Raw genomic sequence first — 13076 nt, 5'->3', positions numbered from 1 at the left:
CCGCGAAACCGGCCGAACCGCGATACTGCCCTTCATTGCGGCGCGTTCCGTGCCGCTCAACAAGGAGAGCCCGACCATGTCCCACGTCACCGACATCCCGGCCGCCGACAGCCCGGCCGCCCTCGCGCATTTCGAGGCATCGCTGCGCTTCGAGACCGACTGCTGGGACGTACACGATGCCCTCGCGTCCGGCACGCCCGATTTCGTGCTGCTCGACGTGCGCGGCCCCGATCTGTTCGCCGCCGGCCACGTGCCCGGCGCGCGCAACCTGCCGCACCGCAAGATCATCGAAGGCAAGCTCGCCGGTTACCCGGCCGACACGCTGTTCGTCGTCTACTGCGCGGGGCCGCACTGCAACGGCGCCGCGCGCGCGGCGGTCCGGCTCGCGCGCCTGGGCCGCCCGGTCAAGCTGATGATCGGCGGCGTGACGGGCTGGCTCGACGAAGGTTTCACGCTGAGCAACGACGTCCAGCCGGCGGACGCCGAAGCCGCCTGATCGTCACTAAAAGCGCAACAATCAATTGCCTGCACACGAACGGAAAAAGCGCGACAATCAGCCTCATTGCAGTTCGGACGGAGCAGCACCATGCATGATGCAGTCCTGATTCAAGTGGCCGGTTCAGTCGCGGCGATCGCGCTCTATTTCCTGCCGGCCGTCATTGCCGACCGGCGCGGCCGGCACGACAAGCTGACGATCGCGATGTTCAACGCACTGTTCGCATGGACGGGCATCGGCTGGCTGATGACGCTGTACTGGGCATGCCAGCCGAACCCGCGCACCGACGTCGCGCAGACGATCCTCGCGAAGCGCCGCGGCGTCAGCATGCGGACCTTCTCGACCGGCCTCGTCGAACGCGTGCAGCGCCGCGTCGCCGCGCAGGAGCAATGGGCGGAAAAGCAAGGCTGCCGTTAAGCCCCTGCCGTCAAGCCGCTCTTCCCCGCTTCACCGTATCGCGTCGAACTTCGGCATCCTGACGTTGGTCGACGCGCGGTAATCCCACTTCAGCGCGTCGCGCGGCGGCCAGCCGCCCGCGCGCAGCCGCGCCGCGAACGCCCCCGCCGTCACCGCCCGTGCGATCCGCTCGCCCGGACACCCATGCGGCCCCGTGCCGAAACCAAAATTCGGACCCGACACGCGGCCCGGCATCAGCCGGTGCGGATCGCGATGCACGGCCGGATCGCGGTTCGCCGCGGCAAGCACGACGAGGATGGCATCGCCGGCTTCGACGCGCACGCCTTCGATCGTCGTGCGCGCCGCGACGAAGCGGCGCGTGTTCTGCACCGGCGCATCGAAACGCCCGACTTCGGCGACGAATGCGTCGAGCGCGGCGGCATCCGGCACCGTGCCCGCTTCGCCGTTCCATGCCACGAGTGCATTGCCGAGCCATGCGGCCGTCGCCTCGCACGTCTGCGACAGCAACCCGACGAGATTCGCGACGAGCGCGCCGCTCGCGTGCCAGCCCGACGCACGGGCCGCCTGCTGTACCGCGGCGACCAGCGTGCGGTCGTGCGCATGCGACCGCGCGACGCGTTCCGTCATCCGGTCGAGCAGGTGCCGCGCCGCGTCGCTCGCGCGCGCCAGCGCCGCGGCATCCGACAGCGGCGACAGCGCGGCGACGAACTCGACGACCCGAGCAGCAATGTCGTCGAGCTGCGTTTCGTCGAAGCCGAGCAGATCGGCAACCGCGCACACGGGCACCGTCATGCACCACGCGTTCAGCGCATCGACATCGCCGGGCGCCGGCAACCGCCGCGCGGCAAGCACGTCGGCGCGATCGCGCAGCGCATCCGTATCGATCGGCGCGAACGCCGCGCGCAACGCCTGCTTCGGTACGTCGTGTCGCGACGGGCCGTCGTTCATGCGCACCAGTTCGCCGAACAGCGCGCCGGCCGTCGTGCCGCGCAACGCGGGCGGCACCGGCGCGTCCAGCGGCCGCACGCGGCAGGCCGGATGGCCGAGCACGGCCGTCACGGCGGCCGCGCGGCTCGCGACCCACAGGCCGAGCGTCGCGTCGAACGCGAGCGGCGGCCCGTCGACGAGCGCTGCGTAATAGGGATAGGGATCGCGGTGCGTGACCGCGGCAACAGGATCGGTCGGGTTCATGCGCTCAGTATCGGCGCCGCGCGCCGCCGCATGTTTCGGGATGGCGTGAAATGTCGTCGCACGGGCGCCGCGCGCCACGCGTGACACGTCGCGGCATCGCGGCGGCCGGCCGGCGTCAGGCCGCCGACCGCGAGCGGAGCGACTGCATGCGCAGCCGGACCCGTCCGGCCGAAATTGCGCGCGGCTCGGGCACCACCGTGTCGTGATGGAACATTTCCTGCCGGAACTCGCCGCTTTCGTCGAACCACTGGCAGATCAGCCAGTCGCCGTCGTCGAACACGACCGGCCCGGCATACGTGACGGTCATGCGCGGCCCGCCCGTTTTCAGCGTCACGACATCGCCCACGCGAAATCCGACGCGGTGATTTTCTCGGATCGTCATCGCTCTCTCAGCTTTTTATATATTCAATATATTGATATTCCGGCAGGCACTCGCCGATCATTGGAACGTGCCGCAGATTATCAATCAAAAAATCATCCCGCAACTCCCACGCACTGAAACGTTCTGAACTGGAACCTGCAACAATGCGCGGTATCGTCGCGTATGAAGGCCCGCCAAGCCTCATATCCGGCGCGGTTTGCGCGCCGGCGGCAGCCGATCGGAGCGGAATGCGGAGAATAAACGACGATTTTCGCGTCAGCGTCGGCGATTAATGCGGACGCGAAACCGATTGATTATCGTCAACCAATGCTTAAGTGGAAGCGATTCCGGATTTTATTGGGGCTCATTCATCGAACAAAATCGGCGAATTATCCGGCGCCGCAAACCAGCGGTTGATATCGCGCCCCGGCACGGCTGCCCGGCTGAAGGTGAACGTGCCGTCGCGCCGCATCTCCGTCGCCGCGCGCAGGAACGCACCGAACGCGGCCCGCGCCAGCGCGCCGCCGACGCTGACACGCTTCACGCCGAGCGCCGCCAGCGCGTCGAGGCTCAGCAACCCGCCCTGCAGACCCATGACGACATTGACGGGCGCGCCGACCGCCCGCGTCACGGCCGCGATTTCGTCGGGATCCGTGATGCCGGGCGCATAGAGCACGTCCGCGCCGGCGTCGCGATAGGCGACGAGCCGTGCGATCGTGTCGTCGAGGTCGCGGCGGCCGTGCAGGTAATTTTCGCAGCGGGCGGTCAGCGTGAACGGAAACGGCAGCGCGCGCGCCGCGTCGACGGCCGCCGCGATGCGCTCGACCGACGCGTCGCGCGCATAAATCGGCGTATCGGCGCGGCCGGTCGCGTCCTCGATCGAGCCGCCGACCGCGCCCGCCTCGGCCGCCAGCCGGATCGTTTCGGCCACCGTGTCGGGCGCGTCGCCGAAGCCGTTCTCCAGATCGGCGCTCACCGGCAAGCCGCCCGCGGCGACGAGCTCGGCGATATGAGCGAGCATCGCGTCGCGCTCGATCGCGTTGTCGGGGCGCCCTTTCGAAAACGCGTAGCCGGCGCTCGTCGTGGCGAGCGCCTCGAAGCCGGCCATCGCGAGCAGGCGCGCGGTGCCGGCATCCCACGGGTTCGGGATGATGAACGCGCCGGGGCGCGTGTGCAGCGCACGGAAAGCTTCGGCGTGGCGGGCTTGCAGGTCGGAACGGGTCATCGCGAACTCCCGGGAAGGTGTTGACGGATGAGCTTACGCCGGTCGTGCACGCGACGTTTCAGCTTTCGCCGAAATGTCGTCGCGCAACAGGAAAGACGCTGGCGTCGAAGCGGCCCGCCACTACGCCGGGCCGCCCACGTCGGTTCACGTCGATGCGGGCGGTCCGCCGCCGATGCCGAGCAACACGTCGGTGACGGCCTCGGAGAACCGCATCGCGCGACCGTCGATCAGCACGCCCTCCGGATTCGACGGATCGCGTACCGCTTGCGGCACGCCGTGCGCGATCAGCACGCGCGCGCACGCTTCCCAGTCGGGATCGCCGACGCCCTCCGGTTCGTTGACGGACGCCCAGGACAGCGTACCGAGCGCGTCGCTGCCGAATCCGTGCATCTCGCGCCAGCTTGCGCCGTGCGCGAGCAGGAACGCCAGCAGTTCGGCATCGCCGCGGAACACCGCGTGATTCAGCGCGCTCGCGTCCCAGTCGCCGCCTCGCGCGGCGATCGGCCAACCGAGTTCGACCATCGCCTTCACCGCGTCGCGCGAACCCCATGCGGCGGCGTCGGGCAGCAGCCGCAGCCGGTCGTCGGACAGCGCGCCGGGCAATTCGGGATGCTTCGCCTGAATACGCCGTGCGTCGTCGGCATCGGCGCGCGCGCAGGCCGCCATGAACGCGTCTTGCGCATCGAGCGCCTCCTGCGCGCCGGCCGCGCGCAACAGCGCCGCGACCTCGGACAACCCGGTCTGCATCGCGAGCCGATACGCGCTGACGCCCGCGGCGGTCCGCGCGCCGGGATCGGCGCCGGCCGCCAGCAGCGCGGCGACGTGGCGCGCCGGGCAACGCACGGCGATCGCGCGCAGCAACGGCGCGCCCCACGTCTTCGTCGGCCCTTCGCCGGCCGGCTCGTTCGGGTCGCCGCCATGCGCGAGCAGCAACTCGAGCGCGGCCGCGTCCGGCATGTCGAGCGCGCGCCGCAACGCATTGGTCCCGCCCACCCGGGCGCCGTGCTCGAGCAGCAGGCGCGTGCATGCCGGGTTCTCCACCGAGTGATACAGCGATTCGCCGTCGTTCGGATCGGCGCCGGCTTCCAGCAGCATCGCGGTGAGCGCGGGATCGCGATTGACGCCGGCGGCGCCATACAGCGCCGACAGCGGCGCCGACTCGTCGGGCTCGGCGAGCGAGGCCGGCGGATACCGGTTGCCGATCCGCTGGTTCGGATCGACGCCCGCGTCGAGCAGATGGCGCGCGCACGCACGCAACCTGGCCGCGAATTCGGGAAGCTGCCCGAGCCGCGAATGCGTGACGGCGACGAGCGGCGGCAGCTTCAGCACACCGCCGGCGCGCGCGATCCAGCCGGGATCGGCGGCCAGCGCCGCCTTCACCGCGGCGAGATCGCCGGCCGCGCATGCGATCGCCGGGTCCGCCGACACGAGATCGGGATGGTCGAGCAGCAATTGCGCGGCCACGCGCGGCCGGGCCGCGTCGACGCCGCCGGTCACGTCCGCGCCGTACGCGTGGTCGAGCCAGCGCCGCATCAGCAGCGACCGCGCTTGCCGCGCGAGCGCATGCGTGTCGACGAACGCGCCGAGATCGGCCCAAGAAGCAAAACCGTACTCGCGCGCGATGCACGACTGCGCGTCGTGCAGACGAAGCCCGAGCGCGAGCGTTTCGTCATGCGTGCGGTTCGCGGCGGCGGGCAGGAATGCGACGAAGCGTGCGACGGCATCGGCGTCGCCCTGCCGGTACAGGCGCAACAACGCCTTGGCCTGCTTTTTCAGATGATCGGGATGGGCGTCGGGAGGCAGCTTTTTCATGCGGATCCTTGTGCATGGATGGCCGAAGGTCCGCAATACCGCCAGCACGAAGGATGGGGAAAGACCGGGTTTGCCGCGACAGGTGGGTTGAACCCTTTCCGCGGACCCGGAAGCGACCTGCATCGCTGCCCGGTATCGTAGGCGATGGCCGTCGGCATCGTCAATCGCACGGCATCGCGCATGCGCGCAACAGCGACGCCGTTCAGCCCGCGAGTTTCTTCGTCAGGAAGATGCGCGTGTGCCCAGCCGGATAATCGGGCAGTTCGCCGAAGCGGACATAGCCGCGCTTCTCGTAGAACGGCCGCGCCTGGAAGTCGAACGTGTCGAGCCATGCGCTGTGACAGCCGCGCGCGACGGCCTCCTGTTCGGCCAGATCCATGATGCGCGTGCCGGCGCCCTGCCCGCGCGCGGCCTCGGGCACCACGAGCAGGTCGACATGCAGCCAGCCGAACGCCGTGCCGCCCCACAGGCCGCCGACCACCGCGCCGGCCGCGTCGGTCGCGATCACGGCCAGCGGCCGGAAGTCGACCGGGCCGGCCTGGCTTTCGTTGAAGCGAATGAGCGGCGCGACGATCTGCTTGCGCACGTCCGCGTCGCCCGCGTCGGTCACTGCATAGGTCAACGTCATCGATTACGTCGGGTCATCAATGAAGGTTCGCTGAAACCGCACATCCCGCGCCCGTCAAACGACGTACGCGCCCTTCGCGTGCAGTTCCGCCTCGGTCCGCTCGAGCGCGGCGATCGCATCGCTGCCTTCGAGCGCCAGCAACTGCGCGACCAGCGCCTCGGCCATCGCGTGCGCGGCCACCAGCGACGGAAAGAACGACGGGCTGTCGTGCGTGAAGATCAGTTGCGCGTCCGCGTGCAGCGCGATCGGCGACACCGCGCTGTCGGTGATCGCGACGATCCGGCTGCCCTGCGCCTTCGCGGCCTGCGCGACGCGCGTCGCCTCGGCCGAATACGGCGCGAAGCTGACGATCACGGTCACGCTCTGCTTCGCGATCGTCCGCAACTCCATTTCAAGCGAACCGGCGACGCCGTTGAGCAGCGACACGGTCGGACGGAACAGCCGGTAGCCGTAGACGAAACCGAACGCGACCGGATAGCACGAGCGAAACCCCGCCACGTGCACGTGCGATGCCTTGCGGATCAGCCTCGCCGCATCCGCGAGCGCGTGCTCGTTCTGCGCGGCGGTCGCCGACAGGTTGTGCTGCTGCGCGGCGAGCAGATCGTGCGCGAGCGACGCCTTCGCGTCGGGCCGCACGAGCGAGCGCGCGCGCTGCGTGAGCGGCTCGGGCCGCGTGCGCACGCGCGCGACGCACAGGTCGCGCAGCTCGTTCCAGCCGGGAAAGCCGAATTGCTGCGCGAGCCGCACGAGCGACGCGGGCTGCACCTGCGCGCGCTGCGCGACCTTGCGCATCGACGACGTGGCGACTTCGTCGGGATGATCGAGCAGGAAGGCGGCGCCCGCCTGGAATTGCGGGCTCAGCTCGGAAAATTGCGCCCGGATCCGGGACGCGAGTTCGTCGAAATTGGCGGCCATCTTGGTGGGAACGGAAACCGGTCGTCCATGGTATCACCGGCCCCGTGCCCACCGGTCAGCGCAGCACTTCGACGTGATCGGCGTCGACCTTCACGCTGCCCGACCATTTGCGCTCGAATTCGCCGGTCACCTTCACTTCGTTCTTGTCGCTGACGGGCTGGCCCGCTGCCCACAGCTTGTGGTCGATCTCGACGCGGATCGTGCCGGTCGCGTCGGCGAATTCGTAATCCTCGCCGCCGACGTGCTTGACGATGCGCCCCTGCAACTGCACGTGCTGGTCGTCCTTGCCATTCGCGAGCAGCTCCTTCACCGTCGTCGTGGTCAGCGCGGACGGCCCCGTGTATTGCGCATGGGCGGCGGCAGGCAGCGTGGCGAGTGCAATCATCAGGATTCTGGCCAGGTGTTTCATGATCTCGTTCCTCTTCTTCGATGTGGCGCCGCGCTTCGTTGAACGCGACGGCGCCAGATTACGGACCGTAAGATTAAGCAAACCTGAAGGGCATGCCGAAGTGACACGGCGCCGCATCGGACGAGTACGAAACGGGGCCGCGCACCGCGCGCATTTAAGCCAGACCTAAGATGCGCACGCTTATCATGGGAACCCCGGGCGCCGCGGCGCCCCCGTTGAAGAGACACGAATCCATGCGCGTACTGCTCGTCGAGGACGATCCGCTGATCGGCAGCGGGCTCGAACAGGGCCTCAAACAGGAAGGCTTCGCGGTCGACTGGGTGAAGGACGGCGACGCCGCGTCGCTCGCGCTGCGCACGACCGGCTACGGGCTGCTGCTGCTCGATCTCGGGTTGCCGAACCGCGACGGCCTGTCGGTGCTCGCCGCGCTGCGCCGCCGCGACGAAAACCTGCCCGCGATCATCATCACCGCGCGCGACGGCGTGCCGGACCGCATCGCGGGCCTCGACAGCGGCGCGGACGACTATCTCGTCAAGCCGTTCGAGCTCGACGAATTGCTCGCCCGCATCCGCGCGGTCAACCGCCGCCATGCGGGCCGTGCGCAGACGACGCTCGCGATCGGCCCGCTGCGGCTCGATCCCGTCAAGCACCTCGTCTGGCTCGACGACGACGAAGTGCCGCTGTCGCCGAAGGAATTCGTGCTGCTGCACGAGCTGATGCGCGAACCGGGCGCGGTGATTTCGCGCGAACAGTTCGAGGAACGGCTGTATAGCTGGGGCGAGGAAATCGAGAGCAACGCGGTGCAGGTGCATATCCACAACCTGCGCAAGAAACTCGGCCACGACGTGATCCGCACGGTGCGCGGCGTCGGCTACCGGATCGGTGACGGCACGTGACGCGCGTGCAACGCGCTATCGCGCGCTGGCGCAACGCGTCGCTGCGGCGGCGCCTGCTGACGTGGCTGATGCCGGCGGCCTGCGTGATCGGCCTGGTCGCGAGCGCCGGCACCTACTGGGGCGCGCTGCGCGAACTCGACGACCTGCTCGACGACCAGATGCGCAGCATGTCGAAACAGATTGTCGTCGGCCCGAACGGCGAGCTGTCGTTCAGCAACCGCGCCAGAGGCAAGCACGGCTTCGAGGCGAGCGACCCCGATGCGGTGCTGCTGCAGGTGTGGCGCAACGGTACGCTCGTGTATTCGACCGACCGCGACTCGAAGCTGCCGCCACCCGCGCAGCAGGGCATCGCGAGCGTCGACGTCGGCGGCCAACCGTGGCGCACCTATGTGACGGAGCGCGGCGGCACGACGATCCGGCTCGCGCAGGCGCGGCATGCGCGCTGGGAAGCGATCGCGGGCATCGCCGTTCATCTTCTGTGGCCGGTGTTCTCGATGCTCCCGCTGCTCGCGCTGGGCCTGTGGTTCGGCATCGGCGCGGGGCTGCAGCCGCTGCGGGCGATCGCGGCAGGCCTGAAACGCAGGAATGCGAACAACCTCGAGCCGGTCGACGTCGCATCGATGCCGAACGAGGTCCGTCCGCTCGCCGAGGCGATCAACGACCTGCTCGCGCGCCTCGACCGCTCGTTCACGCTGCAGCGGCACTTCATCGCCGATGCCGCGCACGAGCTGCGCACGCCGATCATGGGGCTGTCGATCCAGTCCGAACTGCTGCGGCGCGCGGCGACCGCGGAGGAGCGCGAGCGCATCCTGGCGCAGATCCACGCGGGCACGACGCGCCTCGGCCACCTCGCCGAACAGTTGCTGACGCTCGCGCGCCTCGAACCCGATGCGCAGGCGGCCGTCGCCGCGTCGGCGCCGGTCGATCTCGCCGCGCTGTGCCGCTCGGTGGTGTCGGACCGCGCGCGCGTCGCCGACGCGCACCGCATCGATCTCGGCGCGATCGTCGACGCACCGGTGATGGCCGCGGGCAATGCCGACACGCTGCGCGTGCTGCTGAACAATCTCGTCGACAACGCGATCCGCTATGCAGGCGAAGGCGCGCGCGTCGACGTGTCCGCGCGCATCGACGGCGCGACGCCCGTGCTCGAGGTGGCCGACGACGGCCCCGGCATTCCGGAGGCAGAACGCACCGACGTGTGGGAGCGCTTCTATCGCGGCGAAGGCGCGCAGGCAGTCACGTCGTCGGGCAGCGGGCTCGGGTTGTCGATCGTCAAGCGGATCGCCGAACAGCATCGCGCGACCGTCGCGCTCGCGACCTCGCGCGGCGGGCACGGGCTGACCGTCACGGTGCGCTTCCCGCGGCCGGCCTGATGCGCGGGCGGCGGACGGCTTGTCCACAGATTATGTTGGCAAGCTTGTGGACAACCCCTCCATTAACGGCACCAAGCCGTTGATCGGAAAGGGTTTGTCATCGGTGCGCGGCAAACGCGCCGGACTGCGGCAAGCACGCGCTCACATCGGCCGCTTCACGCTGGCGGCCGCCGACGAAGCCGACTTGCTCGTCGTCTGAAGGCCGACGCGGCGTTCATGAATCGGCAGCCGGGATTCATCTCGACGCAGCTTCATCCAGAAGGTCGGCGTGGCCGATATCTGCACGGCGCGAGTCCGCGTGTGCGACGTGTGGCGGCGCGTGACATCGGCCGAATCGCGACCGCCGACTTCTCCACAGAAAATGTTGGCAAGCTTGTGGATATCCTGCGCACCACGACGCTAAACCCTTGATCCGATGGACTTTGGCACGCGTGATGCAGACGCGGCGCACGAGATGGCCGTCGCGCGCACCCTTCGCCGCACATCGCGTCACGACGCCGCGACAACGGACGCCCGATCCCCGTCATGTCATGACCATCGCATGCGGACCGAACCTGCATCGCCCACTTACCCACAAATTTTGTTGGCAAGCATGTGGATAGCCTGCGCATACCGCGATCAAGCATTTGATCCGAAAGACTTTGTCCGCGCCGCCTAGAAAACGGCACACGGGCGGCCAAGCGCCGGTTGCATGCCGCTGCGGTACGTGATGCGCCGCCCGCCGTGCCGGCCGCGGTGCTTGTCCACAGATTGTGTTGGCAAGCGTGTGGATAGCCTGCGCATACCGCGGCCAAGCGCTTGATCCGAAAGACTTTGTCCGCACTGCTTCAAACGCGGCACGACGGCGCGCGCCGCGCGGCGCGCCCGCCGTTCGGGGGCTTGTCCACACTTTTTGTTGGCAAGCATGTGGATATCCTGAGCATGCGCGAGCTAAGTCGTTGATCGCACAACGTTTGGTCGCGCGGGTCACGACTGCGGCACGATGCGCCCGCGGCGTGCGCGATGCCTGTCGCGCCCTGCCGTGCCGCGCTGCTCAGCCGAACGTCCGCGCGACGATGCGCGCGACCGACGCGATCACGTCGTCCTTCGCCCGCGCATCGGCTCGCGTCTGCGTGTAGTACACGGCCAGCACGATCGGCGCGCGCGACGTCGGCCAGATGACGCCCGCGTCGTTCGTCGTCCCGTAGTCGCCGGTGCCGGTCTTGTCGCCGACCGCCCACCCGGCCGGCACGCCCGCGCGGATCCGCTTGTCGCCGACCTTGTTGCCGCGCAGCCACGTGACGAGCTGCTCACGCTGCGCGGCCGGCAACGCGTCGCCGAGCGTCAGCACGCGCAGGCTGGCGGCCATCGCGGCCGGCGTCGTCGTGTCGCGCGGGTCGCCCGGCAACGCGGTATTCAGTTCGGTCTCCCATCGATCGAGACGGAACGTGTCGTCGCCGATCGAGCGCGCGTAGGCCGTGACCGCCGACGGGCCGCCGATCAGCTTCATCAGCAGGTTCGCGGCCGAGTTGTCGCTGTACTGGATCGTGGCCTCGCACAGCGCGGCGACCGTCATGCCCGCGCCGACGTGCTTCTCCGATACCGGCGAATAGTTGACGAGATCGGCCTTCGTATACGTCACGCGCTGTTGCAGCAAGCCCGGTTGCTCGACGCTCCGCGCGAGCACCGCCGCGCTCAGCATCGCCTTGAACGTGCTGCAGAACGGGAAGCGCTCGCCCGCGCGATGCTCGATGACCCGGCCGCTCGCCGTGTCGATCGCACACACGCCGAGACGGCCGCCCGCGTCGCGTTCGAGATCGGCCAGCGTCGTCGCAGCAGCAACAGGCGCAATGGCGTCCGCGGCAGCCGCCGCTGCCGCCGTGGCGGCGTCCGGCGCAGCGGCCTGTCGCGACGCGCATGCGGTGACGGTAAGAACGAGCGGCGCCGTCGCGGCGGCCAGCAACAGGGATCGACGTTTCGATGAGTAGGTCATGTCGGTTGTCTCGTGGTGGAATGGCGGCGAAACGTGGTTGGCGCGTTGAAAACGGCCGGCCGCCGAGGCAGCACTATCGGCACTTTACGGTTGCCTGACAAGCAACGATAATTGAGCGCTGACAAAAGAAATTCTTATGACGAAGCTTCGCCCTCATCTTCCGCTCAATGCGTTGCGCGCGTTCGAATCGTCGGCGCGCCACCTGAACTTCACGCGCGCCGGCCTCGAGCTGAGCGTGACCCAGGCCGCCGTCAGCCAACAGGTGCGCTCGCTCGAGGAGCGGCTCGGCTGCACGCTGTTTACGCGGCTGCCGCGCGGCCTCGGGCTGACCGACGAGGGGCGCGCGCTGCTGCCGGTGCTGAGCGACGCGTTCAGCCGCATCGAGACAGTGCTCAAGCAGTTCGACGGCGGGCGTTTCCACGAGGTGCTGACGCTCGGCGTCGTCGGCACCTTTGCCCTAGGCTGGCTAATGCCGAGGCTGAAGCAGTTCGGCGACACGCACCCGTTCGTCGAGCTGCGGCTGCGGACCAACAACAACGTCGTCGACCTCGCCGCCGAGGGCCTCGATTTCGCGATCCGCTTCGGTGAAGGCAACTGGCCGGCCACGCGCAACGAGCGGCTGCTCGATGCGCCGCTCACCGCGCTGTGCGCGCCGGACATCGCGGGGCGCGTCGCGCGGCCGGCCGATCTCGCGAACGAAACGCTGCTGCGCTCGTATCGCACCGACGAATGGCACGGCTGGTTCGACGCCGCGCGGCTCGAACCGTGGGCCGTCAACGGGCCGGTGTTCGATTCGTCCCGGCTGATGGTCGAGGCCGCGATGCAGGGTGCGGGCGTCGCGCTCGCGCCCGCGTGCATGTTCTCGCGCGAACTGCAGCTCGGCCAGCTCGCGCGGCCGTTCGACATCGACGTGCGCGCGGGCGGCTACTGGCTCACGTCGCTGAAGTCGAAGCCGCTGACGCCGGCGATGACGCTCTTTCGCGACTGGATCGTGGCGGAAGCGGCCGGTACGGCGCCGGGCGCCTAACGCGGCCGCGCTTGTCCACAGAAAGTGTTGGCAAGGATGTGGATATCCTGGGTACGCGGTACCTAACCCCTTGATCGCGCAAGCATTCGCGCGCCGACGCACGGCGCGGGCAGCCTTTGCACGCGGGCTTCGCGCACCGCTCGCATTCGGGCCGGATCCTCAACTCGTGCGACGCAATCGATTGCGAGTTGTCCACAGATTTTGTTGGCAAGCCTGTGGATATCCGCCAGATCGGACGCGTAACATCTTGATACACAAGGGGATTCCATCCATGGACCTTGACCGGTCAATGGCGTGGCACCGGAATGATTGTGGAACCGCGCGCCGCGCATGCGTGGCGCGCCCGGCCGAGGG

14 protein-coding genes are annotated in these 13076 nt (G+C 68.8%); 6 read left to right on the top strand and 8 right to left on the bottom strand.

All coding sequences use genetic code 11. The annotated features are described in order from the left end of the window. The first annotated feature begins 76 nt into the window (after positions 1-76). Together C5F75_RS19155 and C5F75_RS19150 are read left to right on the top strand one after the other, a co-directional pair. Entirely contained in the window at positions 77-496 is a 420-nt protein-coding gene (locus tag C5F75_RS19155) for a rhodanese-like domain-containing protein (protein ID WP_060012006.1), read from the top strand. A 90-nt stretch (positions 497-586) separates the two neighbouring features. Then, positions 587-913: a superinfection immunity protein gene (locus C5F75_RS19150; protein WP_006480800.1), complete on the top strand. Its 327-nt coding sequence runs from the start codon at positions 587-589 to the stop codon at positions 911-913. A 30-nt stretch (positions 914-943) separates the two neighbouring features. On the opposite strand, the gene C5F75_RS19145 is transcribed toward C5F75_RS19150, so the two are convergent. From C5F75_RS19145 to C5F75_RS19115, 7 genes are all read right to left on the bottom strand, one after another. Further along, positions 944-2104, bottom strand: coding sequence for a cytochrome P450 (locus C5F75_RS19145; protein WP_060012008.1), 1161 nt, complete (start codon positions 2102-2104; stop codon positions 944-946). A gap of 115 nt (positions 2105-2219) precedes the next feature. Then, on the bottom strand, positions 2220-2486 hold the full coding sequence (locus tag C5F75_RS19140; protein ID WP_059584584.1) for a YodC family protein: 267 nt from the start codon (positions 2484-2486) through the stop codon (positions 2220-2222). Between the two features lie 343 nt (positions 2487-2829). Continuing rightward, positions 2830-3690 carry an isocitrate lyase/PEP mutase family protein gene (locus C5F75_RS19135; protein ID WP_059584582.1) on the bottom strand — a complete coding sequence of 287 codons (861 nt, stop codon included), beginning with the start codon at positions 3688-3690 and terminating at the stop codon, positions 2830-2832. 144 nt (positions 3691-3834) lie between these two features. Then, positions 3835-5502, bottom strand: coding sequence for an ankyrin repeat domain-containing protein (locus C5F75_RS19130; protein ID WP_104012602.1), 1668 nt, complete (start codon positions 5500-5502; stop codon positions 3835-3837). Positions 5503-5704: 202 nt separating this feature from the next. After that, positions 5705-6130: a GNAT family N-acetyltransferase gene (locus C5F75_RS19125; RefSeq protein ID WP_104012601.1), complete on the bottom strand. Its 426-nt coding sequence runs from the start codon at positions 6128-6130 to the stop codon at positions 5705-5707. 54 nt (positions 6131-6184) lie between these two features. Then, positions 6185-7045 carry a MurR/RpiR family transcriptional regulator gene (locus C5F75_RS19120; RefSeq protein WP_027781175.1) on the bottom strand — a complete coding sequence of 287 codons (861 nt, stop codon included), beginning with the start codon at positions 7043-7045 and terminating at the stop codon, positions 6185-6187. 55 nt (positions 7046-7100) lie between these two features. Continuing rightward, positions 7101-7454, bottom strand: coding sequence for a NirD/YgiW/YdeI family stress tolerance protein (locus C5F75_RS19115; protein ID WP_104012600.1), 354 nt, complete (start codon positions 7452-7454; stop codon positions 7101-7103). A 233-nt stretch (positions 7455-7687) separates the two neighbouring features. Between C5F75_RS19115 and C5F75_RS19110 the strand changes: the two genes are divergently transcribed. From C5F75_RS19110 to C5F75_RS37260, 3 genes are read left to right on the top strand one after another with little or no spacing between them, the layout of a single operon-like run. Beyond that, positions 7688-8350, top strand: a complete 663-nt coding sequence (locus tag C5F75_RS19110) for a response regulator (RefSeq protein ID WP_059584573.1) — start codon at positions 7688-7690, stop codon at positions 8348-8350. Continuing rightward, positions 8347-9723: a sensor histidine kinase gene (locus C5F75_RS19105; RefSeq protein WP_104012599.1), complete on the top strand. Its 1377-nt coding sequence runs from the start codon at positions 8347-8349 to the stop codon at positions 9721-9723. The genes C5F75_RS19110 and C5F75_RS19105 overlap by 4 nt, the downstream gene beginning before the upstream one ends. Before the next feature lie 46 nt (positions 9724-9769). Beyond that, positions 9770-9922 carry a hypothetical protein gene (locus C5F75_RS37260; protein WP_258048570.1) on the top strand — a complete coding sequence of 51 codons (153 nt, stop codon included), beginning with the start codon at positions 9770-9772 and terminating at the stop codon, positions 9920-9922. Positions 9923-10756: 834 nt separating this feature from the next. Here C5F75_RS37260 and blaPEN-B read toward each other — a convergent pair. Beyond that, positions 10757-11695 (bottom strand): PEN-B family class A beta-lactamase, encoded by a 939-nt coding sequence (blaPEN-B, locus tag C5F75_RS19095; RefSeq protein WP_104012598.1) that lies wholly within the window; start codon positions 11693-11695, stop codon positions 10757-10759. Positions 11696-11831: 136 nt separating this feature from the next. Here blaPEN-B and penR point away from each other — a divergent pair, with 136 nt between their 5' ends. After that, positions 11832-12722: a beta-lactamase transcriptional regulator PenR gene (penR, locus tag C5F75_RS19090; RefSeq protein WP_099317717.1), complete on the top strand. Its 891-nt coding sequence runs from the start codon at positions 11832-11834 to the stop codon at positions 12720-12722. Positions 12723-13076: the final 354 nt, after the last annotated feature.

It is taken from the genome of Burkholderia anthinoferrum, assembly GCF_002925705.1.
In the GTDB taxonomy this organism is placed as follows: Bacteria; Pseudomonadota; Gammaproteobacteria; order Burkholderiales; family Burkholderiaceae; genus Burkholderia; species Burkholderia semiarida.
The sequence above is the reverse complement of the archived record's forward strand: the minus strand, read 5'-3'. Positions and strand labels throughout refer to the sequence as shown.